Annotated in this window: 23 protein-coding genes; 7 read left to right on the forward strand and 16 right to left on the reverse strand. The window is 42.9% G+C overall.

Annotated elements, in window-relative coordinates; genetic code table 11:
- The 10 genes from ACVW0P_RS07280 to ACVW0P_RS07325 form a co-directional block, all read right to left on the reverse strand.
- A complete protein-coding gene (locus tag ACVW0P_RS07280; RefSeq protein WP_457131484.1) occupies positions 1-534 on the reverse strand; it encodes a GNAT family N-acetyltransferase in 534 nt (177 codons plus the stop codon).
- On the reverse strand, positions 531-953 hold the full coding sequence (locus ACVW0P_RS07285; protein WP_354429991.1) for a sugar 3,4-ketoisomerase: 423 nt from the start codon (positions 951-953) through the stop codon (positions 531-533). Before ACVW0P_RS07285 ends, ACVW0P_RS07280 begins: the two co-directional genes overlap by 4 nt.
- Entirely contained in the window at positions 943-1,347 is a 405-nt protein-coding gene (locus ACVW0P_RS07290) for a sugar 3,4-ketoisomerase (protein ID WP_354429992.1), read from the reverse strand. The genes ACVW0P_RS07285 and ACVW0P_RS07290 overlap by 11 nt, the downstream gene beginning before the upstream one ends.
- Position 1,348: 1 nt before the next feature.
- Positions 1,349-2,617, reverse strand: coding sequence for an ABC transporter ATP-binding protein (locus ACVW0P_RS07295; protein WP_354429994.1), 1,269 nt, complete (start codon positions 2,615-2,617; stop codon positions 1,349-1,351).
- A complete protein-coding gene (locus ACVW0P_RS07300; RefSeq protein WP_354429996.1) occupies positions 2,617-3,477 on the reverse strand; it encodes an ABC transporter permease in 861 nt (286 codons plus the stop codon). Before ACVW0P_RS07300 ends, ACVW0P_RS07295 begins: the two co-directional genes overlap by 1 nt.
- Positions 3,470-4,591, reverse strand: a complete 1,122-nt coding sequence (locus ACVW0P_RS07305; protein ID WP_457131485.1) for a glycosyltransferase family 4 protein — start codon at positions 4,589-4,591, stop codon at positions 3,470-3,472. Before ACVW0P_RS07305 ends, ACVW0P_RS07300 begins: the two co-directional genes overlap by 8 nt.
- Positions 4,584-6,365: an asparagine synthase (glutamine-hydrolyzing) gene (asnB, locus tag ACVW0P_RS07310; protein WP_457131486.1), complete on the reverse strand. Its 1,782-nt coding sequence runs from the start codon at positions 6,363-6,365 to the stop codon at positions 4,584-4,586. The genes ACVW0P_RS07305 and asnB overlap by 8 nt, the downstream gene beginning before the upstream one ends.
- A gap of 126 nt (positions 6,366-6,491) precedes the next feature.
- A complete protein-coding gene (locus tag ACVW0P_RS07315) occupies positions 6,492-7,007 on the reverse strand; it encodes a UpxY family transcription antiterminator (protein WP_354430001.1) in 516 nt (171 codons plus the stop codon).
- A 15-nt stretch (positions 7,008-7,022) separates the two neighbouring features.
- On the reverse strand, positions 7,023-9,443 hold the full coding sequence (locus tag ACVW0P_RS07320) for a GumC family protein (RefSeq protein WP_457131487.1): 2,421 nt from the start codon (positions 9,441-9,443) through the stop codon (positions 7,023-7,025).
- A gap of 207 nt (positions 9,444-9,650) precedes the next feature.
- Positions 9,651-10,787, reverse strand: coding sequence for an acyltransferase family protein (locus ACVW0P_RS07325; RefSeq protein ID WP_457131488.1), 1,137 nt, complete (start codon positions 10,785-10,787; stop codon positions 9,651-9,653).
- A gap of 408 nt (positions 10,788-11,195) precedes the next feature.
- Here ACVW0P_RS07325 and ACVW0P_RS07330 point away from each other — a divergent pair, with 408 nt between their 5' ends.
- Complete coding sequence (locus ACVW0P_RS07330) at positions 11,196-12,215, forward strand: acyltransferase family protein (RefSeq protein ID WP_457131489.1); 1,020 nt, start codon at positions 11,196-11,198, stop codon at positions 12,213-12,215.
- A gap of 335 nt (positions 12,216-12,550) precedes the next feature.
- Positions 12,551-13,846, forward strand: a complete 1,296-nt coding sequence (locus tag ACVW0P_RS07335) for an SH3 domain-containing protein (protein ID WP_457131490.1) — start codon at positions 12,551-12,553, stop codon at positions 13,844-13,846.
- A gap of 654 nt (positions 13,847-14,500) precedes the next feature.
- Here ACVW0P_RS07335 and ACVW0P_RS07340 read toward each other — a convergent pair.
- The 5 genes from ACVW0P_RS07340 to ACVW0P_RS07360 form a co-directional block, all read right to left on the reverse strand.
- Positions 14,501-15,220 (reverse strand): hypothetical protein, encoded by a 720-nt coding sequence (locus ACVW0P_RS07340; RefSeq protein WP_457131491.1) that lies wholly within the window; start codon positions 15,218-15,220, stop codon positions 14,501-14,503.
- A gap of 313 nt (positions 15,221-15,533) precedes the next feature.
- A complete protein-coding gene (locus ACVW0P_RS07345; RefSeq protein ID WP_457131492.1) occupies positions 15,534-16,040 on the reverse strand; it encodes a DinB family protein in 507 nt (168 codons plus the stop codon).
- 11 nt (positions 16,041-16,051) lie between these two features.
- On the reverse strand, positions 16,052-16,471 hold the full coding sequence (locus ACVW0P_RS07350; protein ID WP_457131493.1) for an ester cyclase: 420 nt from the start codon (positions 16,469-16,471) through the stop codon (positions 16,052-16,054).
- Positions 16,472-16,541: 70 nt separating this feature from the next.
- On the reverse strand, positions 16,542-17,414 hold the full coding sequence (locus tag ACVW0P_RS07355; protein ID WP_457131494.1) for a helix-turn-helix domain-containing protein: 873 nt from the start codon (positions 17,412-17,414) through the stop codon (positions 16,542-16,544).
- Entirely contained in the window at positions 17,411-17,731 is a 321-nt protein-coding gene (locus tag ACVW0P_RS07360) for a winged helix-turn-helix transcriptional regulator (protein WP_457131495.1), read from the reverse strand. Before ACVW0P_RS07360 ends, ACVW0P_RS07355 begins: the two co-directional genes overlap by 4 nt.
- Before the next feature lie 200 nt (positions 17,732-17,931).
- On the opposite strand from ACVW0P_RS07360, the gene ACVW0P_RS07365 reads away from it, so the two are divergent.
- From ACVW0P_RS07365 to ACVW0P_RS07385, 5 genes are all read left to right on the forward strand, one after another.
- The gene (locus tag ACVW0P_RS07365; RefSeq protein WP_457131496.1) at positions 17,932-18,729 is read left to right on the forward strand and encodes an SDR family NAD(P)-dependent oxidoreductase; all 798 of its coding nucleotides are present in this window, start codon (positions 17,932-17,934) and stop codon (positions 18,727-18,729) included.
- An 18-nt stretch (positions 18,730-18,747) separates the two neighbouring features.
- The gene (locus tag ACVW0P_RS07370; RefSeq protein WP_457131497.1) at positions 18,748-19,119 is read left to right on the forward strand and encodes a DoxX family protein; all 372 of its coding nucleotides are present in this window, start codon (positions 18,748-18,750) and stop codon (positions 19,117-19,119) included.
- A 112-nt stretch (positions 19,120-19,231) separates the two neighbouring features.
- On the forward strand, positions 19,232-19,588 hold the full coding sequence (locus ACVW0P_RS07375; protein ID WP_354430025.1) for an isomerase: 357 nt from the start codon (positions 19,232-19,234) through the stop codon (positions 19,586-19,588).
- Between the two features lie 10 nt (positions 19,589-19,598).
- Positions 19,599-19,952 carry a hypothetical protein gene (locus ACVW0P_RS07380; protein WP_457131498.1) on the forward strand — a complete coding sequence of 118 codons (354 nt, stop codon included), beginning with the start codon at positions 19,599-19,601 and terminating at the stop codon, positions 19,950-19,952.
- A gap of 17 nt (positions 19,953-19,969) precedes the next feature.
- Entirely contained in the window at positions 19,970-20,545 is a 576-nt protein-coding gene (locus ACVW0P_RS07385; protein ID WP_354430028.1) for a Crp/Fnr family transcriptional regulator, read from the forward strand.
- Positions 20,546-20,579: 34 nt separating this feature from the next.
- Here ACVW0P_RS07385 and ACVW0P_RS07390 read toward each other — a convergent pair.
- On the reverse strand, positions 20,580-21,549 hold a 970-nt coding region (locus ACVW0P_RS07390), incomplete at its 5' end, for a helix-turn-helix domain-containing protein (RefSeq protein ID WP_457131499.1).

The raw sequence follows: 21,549 nt of genomic DNA on the forward strand, positions 1-21,549 counted from the left end.
TTATTTGGGGTCAATAATATCCGTTAAAAATTTATGCTTACGCATGTAGCCCTCTCTACGCATCTCCAGGTAAATGTTCTGTTCGTCTTCACCTGTTTGCGTAAAGAACATTTTATGGTAGCGTACCAGTTTTTTGTTCTCTTTCCTTACATCTATCATGCAGCATTCAAAATTTAATTCCTCAAAAATGATCGAGGTAAGAAACAGGTCGGCTTTGATAGAATCTAATGCGTTATTATCCCTTTCAGCCAGCCAGCTGCCTGAAGTTACGGTAGCTCCGTCAATGTTATATAACCTGAAAACCCCAAGAGGCTGATTTTGCATATCGGTATATAAAAAGTAATATTCCTCGGCCCTTGCTTCCCGTTGTTTATAGTTACAGATCCAGCTTTTTTGGGCATCGAGATCGTTTTCAACTGGCGAAACGTGTCTGGATAACTTGGGGTCGGTACGCATGCCCAAAATAAAAGCCGCATCATTTTCTTCCACTAGCCTGAAAATCAAGCCATAACGATGTGCTGGAAGTTGTATCAAAGATCTTTGTATTGTTTAAACGCCGGGTAATCTCTTAAATAATCATCTTCGGTGTATAGCATAGATGCCAGTACAAGGCAAATAGCACCTGATGAGAAATTGGAAATATCGCGCCAGATACCCGGTTTTATATGAAGCGCCATGTAGGGGCGGTTTAATTGTACCGTTTTTTTATTAACGCCGTCATCAATGGTGATATCGAAACTGCCGCTTGCTGCGACAATAAACTGTTCCAGTTGTTTATGCCCGTGCGCAGCCCTTGATTCGCCGCCGGGGATGTCATACAAATAATAGATCCGCTTTACATTAAACGGAACATGAATATTATTTTCTACAGGGGTAATATTTCCCGCCCGGTTATGAATGCGGCGCAGGTGAATAATGTTGCAATCAAAAACGGTTGATGTTTTACTGCTCATGCGTTTTGTTTACAAACTGGTCAAAATCCCTGATGTAATCCTGCTCGTCATACTTACCGTCGGCCAGGATGAGTGCGAGCGAGTTTGTAGAAAAATTTTCAATCTCTCGCCACATCATTTTAGGCACATATATACCATAGTATGAACGGTTAAGGCTAAATCGCATTTCCTTTTCTCCGTCATGAAGTACTACATCAAAACTACCGCTGAGGGCTACTATGAATTCCTGCAGGTTGACGTAGGCATGCCCGCCCCGGCGTTCACCACCCGGTACGTCATAGATCCAGTAGGTACGCTCAATTTTAAAGGGAATATGGTTATCCTCCTCAATGAACGATAAGTTACCCCGGTCATCTAAAAACTTGGGCAGTTGTATAATGTGCGGGCTTTCCATATTATTGAGCCTGGTAACTAAAGTTAAAGGTAAGTTTTGGATGGATCACTCCAGGGGCTAAAGAACTGTTGCTCCCTTTAGTTTCGTTCTCCACCTCAAAGCCGATAAAATCATCGGCACCAAATAAGAGGTGTCGTTGGTTTTCGCCAAAGATCAGCTTAAAGGCATAATTGCCCGCATTTAACAAATCAGGGGGGATGACGCATTTAACGGTATAAAGTCCGGTCCTTGAATCATTGTTGGTGGAAAGGAGCACGCCGTTGTGAAACACGGGTATCTCATCGCTGTTTTTTAATTCGAAAGTAGCATCAAGGTTGATACCGGCCTTTTGATTAAAAAAGGTCATTTCGAAGCTTAGCCCTGTAGACATGGAGATACTGTCGCCATCAAGCGGTTTGATGACAAATTTCATCACCCTGATGTTTTCATTTCCCGGAGCCGACTGGATATCCCCATGGTGCTCAAAGCTCGATTTAGTATTGTTGTTCTTTTGATAAAAGCTCACAGCTTCCAGCTGTTTATCCTGGTAGATTAGCTGTCCGTTAGCTAAAACTATACCTTTGTTGCAAAGTGTTTTCACAGCCGCCATATTATGGCTTACAAACAAAACGGTACGGCCTTCGCCCCGGCTAACCTGTCCCATTTTTCCGAGACATTTTTTTTGAAACTCCGCATCGCCAACAGCGAGTACCTCATCGACAATCAGAATCTCGCTTTCCAAATGGGCTGCGACTGCAAAGGCCAGCCGCACGTACATGCCCGATGAATATCTCTTTACCGGCGTATCTACATAACGTTCTACACCAGAAAAATCAACAATCTCGTCAAACTTGCGCTTGATCTCAGCTTTTCGCATACCTAAAATAGCGCCGTTTAGGTAAATATTTTCGCGCCCCGTAAGTTCCGGATGAAAGCCGGTGCCAACTTCCAGAAGACTGGCTATTCGACCGCGCATTTTTACGGAGCCGGTGGTAGGAGAGGTAACCCTGCTTAAAATTTTCAGTAACGTACTTTTACCGGCTCCGTTACGGCCAATAATCCCTACCGCATCGCCCTGTTCCACTTCAAAATTGATATCCCGCAAGCTCCAAACAACGTCGCCTTCACCTTTTAAAGTTCGATCGTTCATTTCACCTATTTTAAGAAAAGGATCTCCTTTGCCGCGTATTTTTGCCCAATAGCGCTCAATATCGCGAGATAGGGTACCTGTTCCGAAATCACCGAGCTGGTAAGCCTTTGAAATATTTTCTACTTTGATCGCCTTAGCCATTACACCGTATCGATAAATGTTTTTTCAACTTTATTAAAAACGATAATCCCTGAAAATAATATGACTAGTGTTACACCTAAGCTGTAGCAAAGTAACCCCCAGCTAAAGACCCCGTTACCCAGAAATCCATACCTGCAAGTTTCAATAATGGGAGTGATCGGGTTAAATTTAATAATCCATGAATAGCTGCTGTATTTTTTTATTACTTCAGACAGGGGATAAATAACGGTTGTAGTATACATAAGTAGGGGTACGCCAAACGATACGACAAAAGCCAGATCGCGGTATTTAGTAGTTACCGCCGAAATGATCATCCCAAAACCCAACCCGAGCGCGGCAATCATCATCATCAAAAATGGGAACAGCAATGCGTAAATATTGGGCGAAATATGGTAGCCCGCCAACATGTAGTATAGCAAGAGCACGGCAAATAACATTAACTGTACGCCAAACCTTATTAAATTGGAGAGCACAATACTCAACGGCATGATTAAACGAGGGAAATAGACCTTACCTAACATCCCGGAATTGTCTTTAAATACGGTTGATGTTTTAGTGAGGCAATCGGCAAAATAATTCCAGAGGATGGTTCCGGCGAGATAAAACAACGGGCCGGGTATCCCATCCGTTTTAATTCCTGCCAGGTTGCCAAATATCAAATTGTAAACTAAAATAGTAATAATGGGTTGTACAAAAAACCATAAAGGGCCAAGTACCGTTTGCTTATAAAATGATACGAAATCACGCCGTACCAAAAGTAACAGCAAGTCACGATATAGCCAAACATCTTTCAGTTTGAGATCAAGCAAGCTGTTTTTTGGGCTTATCTCCAAGTCCCAACTTTCGTTTGGTTCAGTCATTCATTAGCAAGGTTTGCAGCTCCCTCATATAAGATCGCTCATTGAAATAATGCAGGCACCTATGTTGTAAATGCTCGCGTTTATTTAAAGTTAAATATTCCTGGAGGTGCCTGGAAATACAAGCCTCCAATTCATTTTCATCATCGGTATTTATTGCTGTTCCCAGTTCGCCGTTACGAATAGCGTCAATACTTCCATCTGCATTACCACAGATAACCGGCAGGCCGCATGCAAGTGCTTCAATAAATACTATTCCAAAGCCTTCTTTTTTACTTGGTAATACGAACACGTCAGCAATTATAAAATGATCGGGTAGCTCTTCCTCTTTAACAAATCCGGTTAAAATGACGTGGTCGGTCACGCCTGTATCTGCTATTAGTTTTTTCACCCGCGATCCTTCGGAATCATCATATTTGCCAGCTAAGATGTATTTAATACCCGGGAATTTATGTTTAAGTATCCCAAGCGCCTTTATGACACCGTCATGCCCTTTATAAAGTTCAGTTGACGCCAGCCTGGTCAAAGTAAAAATAACAGGGGTATCCTTCGTTAAACCATAACGTTCCATTAAGTACGCGGGCCTTTCAAAATTGTCAGGCAGCTTCATAAATGGATCCAAGGCGTTGTTTAACACAACACATTTATACGCGTTGGTCTGATGCATCGAGTGTAATTTTGCTTTTGTAAAATTACTTACGCAAATAACCTTGTCGCATTTATTTAAAAGGCGTTTTTTAAGAATGGATAATGGTCGCCAAACCTCAATGCCATGTGCTATTAACCAAACCTTGGTTTTAGGGCTTATTAATTTAACCAAAAGGCCAACAAGGGAAAGGTTTATATGGCTTAATATAATTACATCATTTTTCCTGGCGTAAACCAAGGTTTTAATAATAAAAGCCATGCGGTTTTTGCCAAAGCCTTGAAAATTCTTGGCCGGTAAATATTGCGGCATCAGGTCGCTATCTTCATCATATAATGATGCAAACTTAAAATTCCAGTTATTTTGGTTGCAAATATAATTTAGAGAATGGGCCAGTGTGCGGGTCATTTTTTGAATGCCGCCCGTTGTACTAAACGTTTGTAACGAGAAAAGCGTAATATGTTTAGACATGCCCTTGTACCTGGTATAATGCGAAGGCCCTTGACCAATGTATTGTCCCTTTGTTAAAACTGTTTATTACTTTTTTTGCCTGTACACCTTTATAATAGTCTTCATTGCTTATCTGCCCGTTAGCTGCCATCCAGCTTTGAAGCGGGAATGTGAAACCCATTTTTGGCCTGTTCCATACCGTTTCGGGTAACAAATATCTAAAAGTATCTACCAATAGTTTTTTCGGGTGTTTATCATCAAAACGTATGGAGGGGTCTAACTGCGAAACAAATTGCTGAAAATCTTCATCAAGGAATGGTACCCTAACTTCAAGGCCGTGGCTCATGCTCATTACATCAGTATCATGCAATAGTTGGTTTTGCATATACATGTTGGTTTCTAACCAGGCGGCATATAATTTATCACGCCGTCCAAAATTAGGTATGTCAAGGTCATCAAAGAGTATGCTGTTAACTTCATCCTCTGCCATGCCGGTCAATTTGGCAATATCTACAGTTGTGAATAAACCGCGTAAGAACAGGTAATCGGCAACGGTGCCATCGTGTTTAAGATACCCCAGCTTTTTAAAACGGTCCTTGCTAAACAGCTTGGCTAATGTAAACGAAGCAGATGGCAGCATTTTTAAGTATTGCAGGTATTTGATCCTATTAAATGAAGGGTAACCTCCCAGCAGCTCATCGGCACCAACGCCAGATAAAACTGTTTTTAAACCACCTTCTCGGGCATATTTACTAATAAACCACGAGTTAATGCCGTCGGTTGTTGGCATATCCATGGCGCTCAATATTTGCGGCAGGTGCTTTTCAAAGTCGTGTTGATTTACCAGGTGGGTAAAATTATCACCGCGCAATTTGTCTAATACAGCCTGTTGGTAAGAGCGCTCGTCGTAAGCCTTTTCATTAAAAAATATCGAAATAGTTTTTAGCTCTTCTATCTGCCGGGCAGCCAAAAGGGTGAGCAGGCTTGAATCGATGCCACCGCTTAAAAACACACCGATAGGCGCATCGGCAATTAATTGCCTGTTTATTGCTTTTGTAAGGTGATGTTTTAAACCCTCGCGTGCGGTATTAAAATCTTTAATATGGTTGGGAATTAGCGGCCTGATATAGTTTGTTATAGTATAGTCTCCGCTTTTTTGCCAGCATAAGAAATGGCCTTTAGGTAAGCTTAACACGCCCTTTAAAGTAGTAAAAGGCTCTGGTATGTGCCCAAAAGCCAACAGCCAGACAGGCCAGCGGGCGTCGCCGATGGTGGTTATGCCGGCAGCTTTAAACGCTTTAATTTCCGACGCGAAAGTAATTTGGCCATCTTGCGTGTAATAATACAGGGGTTTAATACCCGTAGTATCGCGCACAAGGTAGGTTGCCTGGCTAACGGTATCATAAAGGGCAAAAGCAAACATACCCCGTAATTTGGTAAACGAACCTGTGCCCCAGTGTAAGTAAGCCTGTATAATAACTTCGGTATCGGTGCTGGTTTTAAAGGCGGCGCCTAAGGTTTGCAGCTCGGCCCGTAACTCGCGGTAGTTGTAAATTTCGCCGTTAAATGTTATCCAGGCTTTACATGCAACATCCGCCATAGGCTGGTGGCCGTTTTCGGTCAGATCAATAATGGATAGCCGTCGATGTCCAAATACGAGCTTGCCGTCGTGACTGCTGTAGATGCCAGCATCATCAGGCCCGCCATGCTGCAACTCGTTGCACATTGCAGTTACCATTCTTTCTCCTCTCGCGTCATTTGACTGATTACTAACCAGCCCTGCTATCCTACACATTAAATCTTATTATACATAGCTTCGCCCCGTAAGTCACACTCTATTTTGTAACTTATTATTTATCAATAGCTTATAAAGCTATTTCATTATGTTATATTCAGGCTTTACTGCACCTCTATCATGCAGTTAAGCTCTTTCAATTAATGACGCCGCCACGTTTACGATGATTGAGAAACCAAGGTTTTCTAAACGTAATAATAGTTGTTTTTGTGACTTGTACGCTATAATTTCGCCTGTAATTCCTTTTAAGGGGCCCGCTTTAATCCTTATCTCTTCTCCCGGCTGTAAATTCTCTTCGGTCACTTCCAACTCAAGGGAACTGGCCATGACTAACCTGAGGTCATTTATTTGCCTGTCAGGCATAGCTGCTATTTTACCGCAAAAGTATAGGAAGCGGGCTACGCCCATGGTCATTAAAACACCGGCTTGTTCGTTACTGGCAATGCGTACAAACAAATACGATCTAATAAGCGGTTCCTCCACCCATTTTTTTCTGTCGCTCCATTGTTTTAAACGGCGGCTAAGTGGCAGGTATGCTTCTATCCCTTTTTCTAACAAAGCCGCATACGCTTTTTTTTCTGCACGCGGATGGGTATACACGGGGTACCATTTAAGGTCACGATCGCTTGCCGTTAAAACCATATCGTAAAAGAACACTTATTTTTTGAACCAACGACTAAAATTCCACCACTTCTTTTTGTCGTCTTCGATATAGTAGCCCGAGCTTTTGTAACCGCTATAATCCGAATAGTAATAGTACTTGCCATAGTTTTCGCCGGTAAAGCGTGTTGTATAATATCTGGAATGTAAAAGGTCTTCTGCAAAAGCGTTCAGTACGATCACCGTATTATCCAAATGATACTCCTGCGCAATACGCTGCGGTATTGTAGCGGCATAATATTTTGACTTACCCGAGCGTATTACAAAAATATTGATATCGCTTGCACGAATAAGTGGTATGGCATCAGAAACAAGCCCTATGGGCGCGGTATCTATCATAATGATGTCGTACCTGGTTTTAAGAGCTTTTATCAATTCATCCATTTTTACGCTGTGCAGAAGCTCGGACGGGTTGGGGGGAACAGGGCCTGATGTGATAAGATCTAAGTTTTCCTGCCCGGTTTTGATTACAATATCATCCAGGTCAGACTGGCGAGAGAGGTAAGTACTGAGGCCAACATCATTGGCTACGCTAAAAGTTTTATGGAGCTTTGAACGGCGCAGGTCCGCGCCTATCAGCACCACTTTTTTATCTATTAAAGACAGCGTACTTGATAAATTAACCGCGACGAAGGATTTACCCTCACCTGCTACTTCTGACGTGATACAGATTACTTTGTTCTCCTTATCAGCAGCAAGAAAATTTAGGTTGGTACGAACAGACCTGACCGATTCTGCAAACATCGTTTTTGGCTTGCTTATGGCGAGGATCTGCGAGTTGTTTTCATCGATCTTTTCAGGAAATTCTCTTATGACCCCTAAAATTGGTATTGAAGTTAGGCTTTCAACGGTTTCTTTATCGAAGATATAGGGGTTTAACATCCTCAACAAGACAATTAAGCCAAGGCCGGTTAGCAAGCCGAATATTATCGCTGATCGGTGGATCCCGTGCTCATCCGGCGAAACAGGCGCGTTATTTATTTCTGCTTTTTCGACAATAGTTGCACCGGGAAGTATCCCCGCACGACTTATTTGAGCGGACAGCTTCTTTTCTTCAAGGTAAGACAGCACCTTTTCGTTTACTTCATAGGGGCGGTTCAGGGCGATCAAGTCTCGCTCAGCCACCGGAAAAACAGATATCTGTTGGTTAACTACTTCCAATTGCGATGTTAGGTAATCGTAGTTACGTTTTATACCAATATAAGTAGCATTAATACTATTTAAAGCGTTATTCTTTAACTGCAAGATCAAACGGTTCACATCTTGTATTGGTTGTGAATTATAATTGTAAGTTTTTAATAACTCATAACGTTGATTAAGTAAAATATCCAATCTTTCTATCAACGAGGCAAGCGCAGGGTCGACATCTTTGCCTGCATTGAAATTTAGATTTACATTATTTTTTTCTTTGTCTATTTGTTCCTTTAACTGATCGATAGCAATTAACTGAAGTTTGACTATGGCTTGTTGAGATTCTATATCCTTGGCTTTGCTAAGAGCGCTCTCAGCGGAAGTGCTAACTTCCATTAACTTATTTTTTTGCTTAAACTCCAGGATGGATTTTTCAGATCCTTTTACCTTTGTTGACAAATATTCCAACTGGTCATTAATAAAATTGATCATTTGGGTGGCCGATTGTGTTTTGCGGTCACGGTCATAAAGAAGATATTCCTTCATGATGGCGTTTAAAATATCCGCAGCGAATTTGGGGTTCGCATCTGTTTGCTGAAGTTGTAAGACGTTTGAATTTTTTGTCAGTTCTGCCATGCGTAAGCCGCCTCTTACCCGGCCAAGGAGCTCTTCAGGCGTATTGAACTTAAACAAATATACCGCGTTAGTTGCAATGGAACTAGAGGGTTTAATAGTGAAAGTAGTCGGCCCGATAGTAACCGGGTCATTATACCGGTAAGTCATGGAAATCTGCTTCTCAGCAGTATTGTAGGACAGCTTATACGTGGTTTTATTAACGGCCTTAAAGGTCATCAGTTCATGTACAAAATTTAAGCTGTCGAATCTCAGCACCTGAATTTCAAGCGGTTTTTCAGGATAGATATCACTGGTCCTGACATGCCCTTCAATAAAGAAACTTATCGGGTAGTCAAGGTCCCGGATCGCCGCTAATATTACGGAGGGGCTTTGGATCACTGACGTTTCGCTTTGTATTTTTGACGGACCTCTATCGGAGGTTGTCATCGCTGTAGCAAGGTCGGCTATTTCTGATTTTTTTTCTTCGAGCTTCATTGTGCCCGACGTAGCATATGTTTTGGGCGTATACCATAAATAGAAGTAAGAGCCCAGAACAAACAGCAGGAGGGAACCGGCAATCCAATACCAGCGGCTGACCAATATTTTCCCAATTTTGAAATAGTCAACATCCTGGTTGGGTAATTTTTTAACGATTTTTTCCGTTTCTTCCATCAAATAATACCGGGTGATTTTAATTTAAATTACTTAGAGATCTTGATATAACAAGACGAGGTTTAATTGTTGTTGCCGCCTGAGCATTATATAAAACATGTCAACGACTCTGAAGGCTCACCATGGATTCAAATTTACATATTTGCTGTAAATAAACGCAGGCTAATAGCAGCTTATCAATAATAAAATCTATCAGGTAACAGAGGTTTAAAGTTTAAGACTTTTAGAGAGCGGTAAGAAATTGCGTTTTTGGTTTGACTGGGGCCTCCGGTAGGAGAACCTGTTCTTTAATTTTAGGATTGGACGTTCTATGAGATAATATGATAAACTCGCGACCGCCAGTAACATTAAAAGATTCTCAGTCAAAAATAGCCAACCGAAAAGATTGGTTTTTAAGATGTTCGGAAGATAGGGGTTAATGTAAATGTTGACCAGGTTGTAATTTAATAATTTCGGAACGAGGTTGTGGTAAAGGTATATCCCATAACTGACACGCCCTATATAAATTGCTATTGGGTTTGACAATAGGAACCTGAACCGCATTTCTTCTGTATCATGCTTTTTATAAATATAAAAGATAAGCCACGCTCCGACTACACAAATCAAAGGATCCTGAAATGCAAATAACCGAACGGAAAAATAATTTCCGAGGAGGATTAATACCGCCGATAATGGTCCGATGATTTGAAGGAAATTAAGGGCTCGATCAGCCATGTCTGATTTATAATGTATAAACCAGGACAAAAGCGTCCCAGTCCCAAACGCATGAAGGCAATTAAATGTTAGCAAACCGGACATATTTATATTCCTCATTAAAAACTGCGTGCATACACTGAAACTAATGACCAGCACGATTACAGCTAACAGATATCGTTTGTTCACCAAAAGCATCAGGAAAGGCCAGCATAGATAAAATTGCTCTTCGACGGCCAGGCTCCAGAGATGTGATAATATGCCCGGCCAAAAATCGATGTGAAAAAAGTAAAAATTCTGTGTAAAGGTTATAAAATAAAATATAGGACCCCGAACCTCCTGGGAAGTGCCTGCTTCAAAGATATACAAGATAGCTAAGCACAGGTAATATATCGGGAATATTCTAAGTGCCCTTCGCAAATAAAAGTTTTTGATGACTTGCCAAGCGGATTGCTGCGCCTCCTGGATCTCAACTCGGGTTTCGAATAATATACGTGATATTAAGAAACCACTTAAAACAAAAAAAATGGAAACGCCGATTGCGCCGTTTGGTAACTTATTAAGGAAACTACTCTTCGGAAACCAATGTTCGATAATCACAAGCGTGACAGCAATACCTCGAACTCCGTCAAGTTCTTTAATATGTTTCATACACGATAATAAGAGTTTTGAAGATGCAATTTAAAGCAGGTAAAATAGGTGATAAGGCATAGATCAGATAATTTCAGTAATGAAATTTGTGATTTTAATTTTTACGAAAAAACTTATCAAAAGTTGTGGTTTTTAAAGCGTAAGTAAATAACTATATTCTTAAGCATGTAACGTGCTTTTAGTTGTAACGTCAGCTTTTACTTTTTCCAAATGAAGAAAATCAATAAATTATAAGTAGCGTAATTAATCAGCCAAATCTGCCGCGGAACTAATAAATGTTGAACCCGAACGAACATAAACTAAAATAGAAATGCTTACGTAAAATGGTTTTGACGTCCTTTAATATAAGATCATTAGATCTGGTAGTAAGTTAAATCGAACGACTTGTTAGGTATTTAAGCGGGTGCCTTGACGATTGGATGTTTTAGAGGATCGATTAAACGTTTTTTAAAGACCCTTAAAAGAATTTATTTACTTTGCGTTATACAGCATGGCTACAGCACAAGAAACAACCTTATAGACCTATTACGTTTTATAGCGGCATTATCGGTCGCATTATTCCACATCTATTACCAGATGTTATATAAGCCAAAAAGCCTTTACACTATATTTTTTTTCAATTTTGGCAAATTAGGCGTCCCTATGTTTTTCGTTATCAGTGGGTATTGTATAATGATTGCTTTAAGCCACGCCAAAACATCTTTAGAATTTATTATCAGGAGACTTTTTAGGATATACCCGCCTTATTGGTTTAGCCTTTTTATAACCGGCATTGTGATTATTAGTTTAAAATTGTTGCGCGGTGTAAATTCGGTGGCCGTGCTCCCTAAAACAGGATATGAACTTTTCTCTACTTTTGGCTTGGCCACTGATCCATTTACGAAAGTCGCGGCAATTAATTGGGTCTATTGGACATTGCCCTATGAAGTTCTCTTTTACTTAGCGATATTCTTATGCTCGTTCCTAAAAAACAACTACTTTACTTTGTTGCTGATTTTGATTACCGTAGTCAGTTGCACAATCCCCTCCACGAATTTGGGCTTCTCATCCTTTTTCAAATTTTGGCCGTTATTTAGCATAGGCACTGCTTTATTTAAATTACTACATCACGACAAAACAAAGCAATTATTAAACGTGCTATTATTGGGTTTGTCAGTGTTTGCATTTTATCCAGCTCATCAAAGCTTGCCATTTTTCATAACAAGTATATTAACAATTGGCTTGATCATGATAAGTCACTACAAACCGCTGTCAGATAATTTAGTTAGCAGATTGGGTGATTATTCATATTCAATTTACCTGATACATGTACCGTTAACAGCTTATTCTTTTGGTATCTATCGGAATGCGCCTCCTCTAAAAAGCAATGTACTTCTTAACCCCCCTATTAGATGTTATTCTCCTGGTTCTTGTGGTTTATTTATCTAGAACAAGGTATAAATTTATTGAATTACCATCAATTAATTTTGGTAAAAAACTATCTAAAATGACTACCATACACAAACAACCGGCAAAAGCCTCTCAATTATGATGAGTTTTTTTTAATATTAAGCATCGGTTATGATGAAATGAGTATGATTTAGCTTTTCCCAATCTTACGGTATGTCGTCACTGTCCCTTCAAAGCTAACCCGTTACAAACGTGTATGACTTACATCCTGTTCAATTGCATGAGGGGATCTTTTACCCGGCGATAAAAAGCTGTTGGCACCCGCATTTTATCGCCGCGCTCTGGTTACCTTGCACGAATCAAACCCGGTTCACATGAAACGAATTCTCATCCTGTATGTTAGCTTTTTTTTGGCCGTATCCGCTTACGCCCAACAGCCCGGCTGGGAAGCTACACGCTCCGCGATACTGCACAGGTACCCGAACAGTGCTTCCCCGATCGTTGCGCGCCTTCCTGCCGGAACGAAACTGCAAATATTGCTGGCAAAAAGTAAAAATAACTATTACAAGGTGCAAGCAGCCGGAAGCGGTAAGAAAGGCTGGATCTATAAAACTTTCATATCCCGTGCAACAGATACAGCTGTTCACGTCCCACTAGTATTCAGTCCGCTTACCGGTACGGATTCTGTTAGTGTACGGGTAATCGATGTGGATAACGGCCTTTGTACCATCATACGCATGCCCGGAAACAAATATGTCATCTACGACGCAGGCGGGTTGAATACGGCGGACGGCAGTCAGACCTGGGTCCAGATGCAAAAGTTCCTGCCAGAAGGCGCAACCGTAGAACTCATGGTGTTAAGCCACATGGATGGCGACCACATCGTAGCTGCCTCACAGGCTATTCGGGGCTACCGAATCAAAAAAGTGATCTGGGGCGGATATGACCGTAAAATCGACGGAACGAATGCTATCGAAACCAAGGCCTTTCAGAAACTCAAAAGTGCCTTGCAAGACCGTGCAGACATTACCGAAAGCATCAACCTGAACGACCGTGACAGCGTTATTTACCCGGGGGGCGACATCGTGATCTCCGGTGCCCATTTTAAACTGCTTTGCGGCTTTGGGAAACCTATGCCGGAATGGCATCTCACTTCTGACGCGGCGGAACGGCTGAACGGTGTCAGTATCGTAATGAAAGTGGAGTATGGCGGCAATTCTGTGCTGTTCACCGGCGACGCGCTTGGCCGCCGCAAAAATGATGCTGAGAGCGTGTGCATCGCGACAGAGAAATTCCTCGTAGAGCATGCGGGTGAGACACTACGATCGACCATCATGTTTTCCCCTCATCACGGGGCGGAAAACGGCAGTTCTAAAACCTTTCTTGATAAAGTCCGCCCTGAGTACATCATCATACCAGCAGGGCACGTATCAAGTTTCCGGCATCCGCGAAAAACCACCTGCGAGCGCTACCTGAATTATGTTACGGCCGACCATATTTTCCGAACCGACCGCGGCGATGATCAGGGCCCCTTGGAATGGGGTTACCTGAGCATCCCCGGATGCAGGGATATTGCTGGTGATGACGACATCCAGGTCGATCTGCGTTCAGACCACAAGCTCCATGTCTATTACCTAAACCCGATCAATGCCTGTACTACATTCAAATAATTCCCTTAAACCGGGGATAAGGTGTAGGTCGATCTCAAAAAGCAAAAGCTAGGTGAATATACGCAGGTGCTATAAAGGGATACTTTGGTGATAAAGTCGAACACTCTCCGGATATCTGTACATGGAAAGGATGAGGATACAGCCGTGCCCAACGGATCAGAATGCGAGGGTCATTAAAATGATTTATAAAATCAAACGTATAAAATTATACACTTAGTATATTTGGGTCTGCATTCCATTTGTACGTTATAATCCTTGTCATAACTGTATTTTCGCTATTTTTGAGGGTGTATAAAATCAATATATAAATGTATTCTATACACTAAGTCATGAAAAGATTAATATCTTTCTCTAATTACATCGCTGATTCTGGCCGTCATGAGGCTTTATTGCAGTCCCTTTTATTGGGGATGTGTGCCGCAGCTGTTGACATCTCCTGCCAGCTGTCGACCTGTATATTTGACCATCATTCAGCATAAATGGTCGAGACGCAGGCCTGCATTCCTGCGGTAAGCAGTGCGCAGGTAATCCCAGAATGTATAATGCGCTTATCAGGATAAAGCTGACGGATCGCAACTGTCCTGCCAAGTTCAAGCAGTGCGCTCAAAAGTTGCCTGGCTTCCCGCCGAATCGCGTAGTTCTTCTATGTTCAACTTAATAACCCCTTATCTCTTTATCGTAACTGTTTTGTCCGCCAAAGTTTACCTTAATACCTACGGTTATCTGCCTGTATTGATCAAGCGCGTTATTTTTAAACTGGCTTGTGGGGTCGGCGTAACCATCAATACCCTCGCCAATAGTTATATTATGCTGATAACCAATGTCCAGGCGGATGTTTGGCTGGTCATATTCGTTATAAAACTTAAACTCGTAACCAAAACGCAACGGGATTATCAGGTTAACGCCGCTATCTGTGCCCGGAAACATATAAGGAGGGTTAATAACACTTACCCTTTGTGTTTTAACGCTATTCATGATACCACCTATACCTGACCCCAGGTAAAAGTTTTTCAGCACATTCAATACCGTGCTGCCCTGGTAATTCATTATTTCGCCGGCCTGCACATCCATATGCACTATTACCGCCTTATAATTGTTTTCGTATTGGCGGCCGTCTTTATCTATCTTAAGGTCTGTGCCACCGCCGGATAGTTTACCTATCTGGAACTCTAAACCAATAGGCACATAAGGTGTATAAAAATAATTGAGGGTTAACGCAAAAGATTTATTATTATACTCTTTCTTAAGATCGGCATACGGGCGGTTTAAACTTGCGCTTAAACCAATACCAAAGGTGGCATAGTTTAAACTACCCTGCGCCTTACCTTTATAAAAGGCTAATGCCAGTACAATAAATAAAAGATACTTTTTCAATTGAATTTATGTTTGATATTTACAAATTAGCTGCGGTTAAACACAACCGGGCAAATAAAATTTCCACTAATATAAGCTTTCTATGGATTTTAACACACCCTTAAGTTACACTGCTACCGATAGGTGTGAGAGGGAGAGTTCAGAACTATCTCTATTATGTCAGTGCGTTAAGTTTTAATTAGCATCGAACTCTACGAATGACGCAATAGCAACCTTACTTTATTCGATCAACACACGACATAATAAACATACTAATATCTTAGCGTAGATTTTAGAATAACATGCTTTATTCGTTAAAGTATAAGATTAATTTTTATACGATTGATTCCTTCTGAATGTAAAACGTAGCAAAGTCGATAGATGAAAACTGGTTGTAGCCGGCCTGCCGCAAGAGGGTAACCAGTTGTCCCCGATGATAGGTTGAATGGTTAACGATATGGGCAAAGGTTTGATAATAGGGCATCTGCCCGGTGTTACCATTTGGATAAATAAAGCTAACTGACTCATCCATATGATCCGCAGGATGGTCTTTGATAAAAGCCTCAAGGCCATTAGAGGCTGCCTTCCAGATGGTAAACAGTTCGTTCTTGCTACCGGTGAAATTTGCCGAGAGGTAAACCGGATCTGCTGCCCTGGTCCAAAAATCTATCCAGATCTTTTCGGCGCTGGCTAGGTGTACCGCGGTTTGCCTGATACTGGAAAAGCTGCTGACATTAACCTGTTCCCATTGCTCATCAGTGATCTGTCTTAACCAGTCCATCGCCTTTTGATCTGCCCAGCTATTGTAAGCTGCCAGATCAGTGAAATATTGTTTTAACATGGTTTTTTTGTTCAGGCTTGCGCTAAAGTCGCAAGGAGTTCAGGTAATGTAGTAATGCCCCAGTGTTCAACGTATCTGCCGTCTTTAATTCTTATGATGTCTATGACCTCGATGCTGATCACCCGTCCGGTTGCAGGCGCACCTAATAACGGTCCTGTTTGCCTGCCGCTGATGGTCTTTCGGGTAGTGACCAAATCGCCTTCGGCTACCTGGTCATGGATGATCACTCTTAGATCAGGTATCGCCGGACGTAAGACCTCATTAAAGAACCAGATCATGCCTTGCGGGCCGTTGTCCATGCCGGCCGGGGCTGACCGGTTAACAAACTTGCTGTCCATAAGTGCGTTGAAGCTGGCGACATTTCCTTGTTCGATTACCTCCTGGTTAAAGCGACGCACTGCTGCTCTGTTATTTTCTATCATCGTTTCCATATATTCATGTTTTGATGATACAAAGGTACCGGCCGGAAGCAGGTGTCGGTTAGGGCTAAACGTTCAGGTGTTATGGCACAACGTTCAACTGTTGCTGCTGGTAATCGCTTGGCGTATAACCGAAATGGTTACGGAAAGCCTCGGAAAAGCTGGAATGATTTTGATACCCAACCTTCAGATAAACACCCGAAGGGTTTTCTCCTCCTGATCCTAGCAATTCGGCAGCCAGTTCCAGCTTTCTGGTGAGGAGCCATTTTTGAGGAGTAGTATGATAGATCTCGCTAAATCTCCTTTTAAAGGTAGACGTGCTCATATGACAGAGGAAAGCCAGTTCATCTACGGTGATCAGCTGACCAACGTGACTCTCCACTATTTTTTTGATCTGCAGTTGTTCCCGGTCCTTTGTAATGATCTGAATAGCCCGGAACCGTTCGGGGTCAAAATGTAAAAGATACAAGAGCAGCTCTTCCAATTTGATCAGTCGGACCGCCGCGGGTAGCTTGCTTTCCGTAGTGATCAATGCCTGCATAGAGGTGATAAAATGCTTGATCAGGTCATCCTGCTTAAATATGAGGTAGGGTTGTTTACCGCCTAAAGGAATAACCTTTTGCAGCAAATGGTCATACTTGATCAGGAACCGGTTAAATACCTCGTTGCTGAAGTAAAACAGGACGCTGCTAAACTGCTGCCCGCCTGTCAAAAGCTCAGAGGTGAGCACGTTCCCGGTTGATAATACCACCAGTTCCCCGGCGTTCACTACAGCCGTGGCATCAGCGTAAACAACGGTCTTGGTGCCGCTGACCAGCAGGTTGATCATATTCTGATTTAAGACGATCCTGTTCTTAACGGAATCCTTGCCGGAGGTGTAGCAACGGATCACTACTTCATCTGTATTAGCAGGAGATCCATTTAATATATCATCTGGTAGGAAATAGGTATTCATAATACTACAGCGTTTTCATAACGTTCTCTGGAAGCTTTGATCTCTGGCATATTGGTGTTGGCCCAATCGTACAGGTACATCAGCGGCGTTACCAGGCTTTCGCCCAACGGCGTTAAGGCGTACTCCACCTTAGGCGGGATCTGTGGATACATCTTACGCGTTAACAGCCCGTCGGCTTCCAGCATCTTGAGGGTCACGGTCAGCATTTTCTGCGAGATGCCGTCGATCAGCTGGTGCAGTTCGTTAAAGCGCAGCGTGCCGTGGTCAGATAACATGATGACAGTAAGCATCGACCATTTATCACCTACACGGTTCAAAACATCTTTGACCGGGCAGTTATCACGGTCGTTCTCACATTTTCTTGAAATTTCTTTCTTCATATCCGCCTCATTTTCAATAACAGTTACTTATAAGTGACTGTCTGACTTTCAAGTGCCTTCTTGTTTTAGAATGATTCACCCCTTAGCTTTGACTTACTTAAAGTAAGTTAATCAACAAAAGTAATAAAAAGAATACCATGGATTTACAATTGAAAGGAAAAAGAGCACTGATCACCGGTTCCAGTGCCGGTTTGGGTGAAGCGATCGCACGGTTACTGGCTGCCGAAGGTGCCGAGGTGATCATTCATGGCCGTAATGAGGAACGTGCGGCAGCGGTAGCAAAAAGCATTAATGATACCCGAGGACGGGCCATATATGTTTTGGGGGATCTGTCGACTGACGAAGGCGCCGACGCCGTTGCCAACAGCGCTTTAGCAGTCGGACCGATAGATGTACTCGTGAATAACGCCGGCGCTTATACGCCGCGGCCATGGCTGCAGGTGAGTGTAGACGACTGGCGCGATAGCTATAATGTTAATGTGCTGGCATATGTGCGCATGATTCACCGTTTGCTGCCCGCCATGAAAACCCTGGGCTGGGGTCGGATGGTTCAGATCGGATCGTCGGGCGGTATTGAGCCATTTGCTTTGCAGCCCGATTATCTGGCGGCTACCGCTGCGCGTCATAATTTAACTGTTTCTCTGGCGCGCGAACTGAAGGGTACAGGCATCACTTCTAACACGGTAGCTCCCGGACCAATGCTCGTAGAAAATACCCGAAATATGCTAATGAACATGGCCGGGCAATACGGCTGGGGTGACAACTGGGCCGACATTGAACGCAATGCGGTTGAACAATTCGTACAGAACGATGTGGGGCGTTTTGGCAAGCCTGAAGAGGTGGCGGCCGCCGTGGCCTACTTATCCGGCCCCATGGCCGATTACGTGACCGGTGCACTATTGCGTGTAGATGGCGGGCATACCAGATCTGTTTAACCTTTTAACTAAATTGAAATGAGTAATAAAACCAGAAAAATAACCGGCTGGGCATTGAGCGGGATCGTCCTGCTACTGATGGCCGGCTCGGCAATCGATAAGATCATCGGCAGTGCGCATTCATTAGAAATGACACGTTCCTTTGGTATTACGCCAGCTGTTTATCGCCTGCTAGGTGTCGTAGAGTTAACATCGGTCATTCTTTTTATGATTCCAAGAACAGGATTGCTGGGACTTTTGCTTTTATCATCTTACCTGGGTGGCGCTATAGCTACCCATTTACGACATGGGCAGAGCATTATTTTTCCGGCAGCTATTGAAGCGTTGATATGGATTGCCGCAATCGTCCGGTTTCCGCATCTGTGGCAACGAATTGAATTCAAAAAATAAATGATTTCCGTTGTGTCTGCTTTAGGGCAATCACCAGGTACAAAGTCTTTAATAACTTAAACTCTTCAACTACTTGAACTTTTTTCCGGCACATCCTGTCGACCTTTGTATTATGGAAAATATCAAAAACATTGAAGAGACGATCCTCACTTATACGAGTGCATGGAATGAGACCGAACGGGAAGCCATCCTGGAAAAGATCAGCAAGTGCTGGGCTTTGGATGGTACTTACACTGACCGCTTAACTGATCCTATCACAGGGCCGGATGCGATTACTGATCTGATCATTAGTTCATATGGACAAATGGGGCCAAGAACATTTCAGGTATTGGCTGAGCCACAGGTGCATCATCAAAGCGGACGCTTCCGCTGGCTGGCCATCCGTCCCGAAGGATATCCGATTGAGGGCATGGATTATTTTGAATTTGACAGCGAGAACCGCATTACCCGTATTGTAGGCTTTTTTTAAACAAACGATCATGATCATAACATTACCGAATATTGAACCCGGCCAGGGGCCTGTGTTGATGCTGAACATGATCAAGTTCAAGGACAAGAAGATTTACTTCGAACAGTATATACCTGCATTTAACCGTGTAGTGCAGCAACTGGGCATTGAAGGTGTCACCGTAAAACTGGTGAGCGAGGTCGTAGCTAACGTAATTGCCGACGAAGAAGAGCAATGGGATCAAATCGTATTGGTAGAATACCCCAGTGCTGAAGCATTCAAAATTATCGCGCAAAGCGATGTTTATCACCAAATAGCTAACCCGCTTCGTGAGGCCTGGACAGCGGAATTGAAATTGTTCATGACCCGCAAAATTGACTTTTAAAGGTTATACTTGCTGATATGTCAGAACTGATCCTGTCTAATTTTGCCTTGCATATAGCACTTGCTCCTATTGAACAGGAGCAAGTGCTTGCCTTGTTGCAACGTAAAACAGTCACCAAACGCAGCATACTTGTGCGACCCGGTGAGATAGAACGGCATATTTATTTTGTTAACGAAGGCTGCCTGCGTATGTACAACACCGATAAGGACGGGCAGGAACACAACCTCTGCTTTTACCCGGAAAACTGGTGGGCATGTGACATTGTGAGCTTTTTTAAAGTAATGGCGGCAACCAATACCATACAGGCACTGGAAGATACACAAGTATGCTATTTTACATTGCCGGACCTGGAACGATTATTTACAGATGTGCCGAAGTTCGAGCGTTTTTTCCGGATACTTACCCAAAACGGTTTTGACATGTTTCAGCGGCGGGTTACGTCTAATCTGTCAAAAACCGCTGAGCAGCGTTACCGCGAATTTCGCAGACATTATCCGGGACTTGAACAACGCACATCCCAAAAGCATATTGCCAGCTATCTGGGCATAACCGCGGTTTTTCTCAGTATGATGCGCAAAGAAAAGAATCTGTGATCACCTTGTTCCCGGCACCCAGCCGCTATAACCTTTAGTTTAGCTGATCCCGCCGGAACCGGATAGGGGAAACACTGGCGCGCTGTTTAAAAAGTTTATTGAATGACTGCGGATGCTCAAATCCTAATTGATAAGCGATCTCTGCGGTGGTCAGGGTGGTCTGGTTCAACAGCACTTTTGCTTTTTCGATCAGTGCCAGGTGAATATGCTGCTGCGTGGTTTTGCCGGTCAGTGTTTTAAGCATATCTGATAGGTAACGCTGTGATACCTTCAAATGCGTTGCGATATCCTGGGGAGATGGTAAGCCGGAAACGACTGCCTCCGAACTATTAAAACGTTCATTCAACCAAATGTTCATCAGGCTGATCAGGTCATGGTGCAGGTTCTTTCGGGTCAGGAACTGCCGGTTATAGAATCGGTTACTGTGGTTGAGCAACAGTTCGAGTTGCGATACCAGTACGCTTTCGCTGAACTGGTCAATATGGTTATCCAACTCGATCTCAATAGCCTTAAAAAGCGTTTCCATGATCTGTTTTTCTTTGTCAGACAGGAACAATGCCTCTGCTACTGCATAATCAAAGAAGCCATAGTTATGGATACCCTGTGCCAGCGAATGGCTGTTTAAAAGTCCGGGATGGAAATATAAAGCGTAACCCTGATAATCCCCGGGATCGGCGGTCATTTGAACCACTTGACGCGGTGCTAAAAAGGCCATACCGCCATCCTTGAAATCGTAAGTGCCCGGCCCGTATTTAACGCTGCCGTTAAAATCTTTTTTGAAAGTGATCTTATAAAAGTCGAGCATGAACCAGCTGCCCGCATCACGCAGATTGATCCCTACCTTATCGTAATTGACCAGTGTGATCATCGGATGTGCAGGCGGGTCTAAACCCAGCCGGCGCATCAGATTTGATATTCCGGGGATGTTGACCACCTGATTCCGTGGCAAATTGACCAGGCAATTAGCTGGCGAACGATAGCAGCGAGAGCTGTAAAAGCGTTTT

Source organism: Mucilaginibacter sp. UYNi724 (assembly GCF_054057495.1).

Coding starts and splice junctions, on each gene's coding strand:
- asnB (WP_457131486.1), bottom strand. CDS start 6,365: ATGTGTAGGATAGCAGGGCTGGTTAGTAATCAGTCAAATGACGCGAGA.
- ACVW0P_RS07380 (WP_457131498.1), top strand. CDS start 19,599: ATGATCATAACATTACCGAATATTGAACCCGGCCAGGGGCCTGTGTTG.
- ACVW0P_RS07365 (WP_457131496.1), top strand. CDS start 17,932: ATGGATTTACAATTGAAAGGAAAAAGAGCACTGATCACCGGTTCCAGT.
- ACVW0P_RS07295 (WP_354429994.1), bottom strand. CDS start 2,617: ATGGCTAAGGCGATCAAAGTAGAAAATATTTCAAAGGCTTACCAGCTC.
- ACVW0P_RS07300 (WP_354429996.1), bottom strand. CDS start 3,477: ATGACTGAACCAAACGAAAGTTGGGACTTGGAGATAAGCCCAAAAAAC.
- ACVW0P_RS07325 (WP_457131488.1), bottom strand. CDS start 10,787: ATGAAACATATTAAAGAACTTGACGGAGTTCGAGGTATTGCTGTCACG.
- ACVW0P_RS07385 (WP_354430028.1), top strand. CDS start 19,970: ATGTCAGAACTGATCCTGTCTAATTTTGCCTTGCATATAGCACTTGCT.
- ACVW0P_RS07305 (WP_457131485.1), bottom strand. CDS start 4,591: ATGTCTAAACATATTACGCTTTTCTCGTTACAAACGTTTAGTACAACG.
- ACVW0P_RS07285 (WP_354429991.1), bottom strand. CDS start 953: ATGAGCAGTAAAACATCAACCGTTTTTGATTGCAACATTATTCACCTG.
- ACVW0P_RS07350 (WP_457131493.1), bottom strand. CDS start 16,471: ATGGAAACGATGATAGAAAATAACAGAGCAGCAGTGCGTCGCTTTAAC.
- ACVW0P_RS07375 (WP_354430025.1), top strand. CDS start 19,232: ATGGAAAATATCAAAAACATTGAAGAGACGATCCTCACTTATACGAGT.
- ACVW0P_RS07345 (WP_457131492.1), bottom strand. CDS start 16,040: ATGTTAAAACAATATTTCACTGATCTGGCAGCTTACAATAGCTGGGCA.
- ACVW0P_RS07370 (WP_457131497.1), top strand. CDS start 18,748: ATGAGTAATAAAACCAGAAAAATAACCGGCTGGGCATTGAGCGGGATC.
- ACVW0P_RS07315 (WP_354430001.1), bottom strand. CDS start 7,007: ATGGTTTTAACGGCAAGCGATCGTGACCTTAAATGGTACCCCGTGTAT.
- ACVW0P_RS07355 (WP_457131494.1), bottom strand. CDS start 17,414: ATGAATACCTATTTCCTACCAGATGATATATTAAATGGATCTCCTGCT.
- ACVW0P_RS07335 (WP_457131490.1), top strand. CDS start 12,551: ATGAAACGAATTCTCATCCTGTATGTTAGCTTTTTTTTGGCCGTATCC.
- ACVW0P_RS07320 (WP_457131487.1), bottom strand. CDS start 9,443: ATGGAAGAAACGGAAAAAATCGTTAAAAAATTACCCAACCAGGATGTT.
- ACVW0P_RS07290 (WP_354429992.1), bottom strand. CDS start 1,347: ATGGAAAGCCCGCACATTATACAACTGCCCAAGTTTTTAGATGACCGG.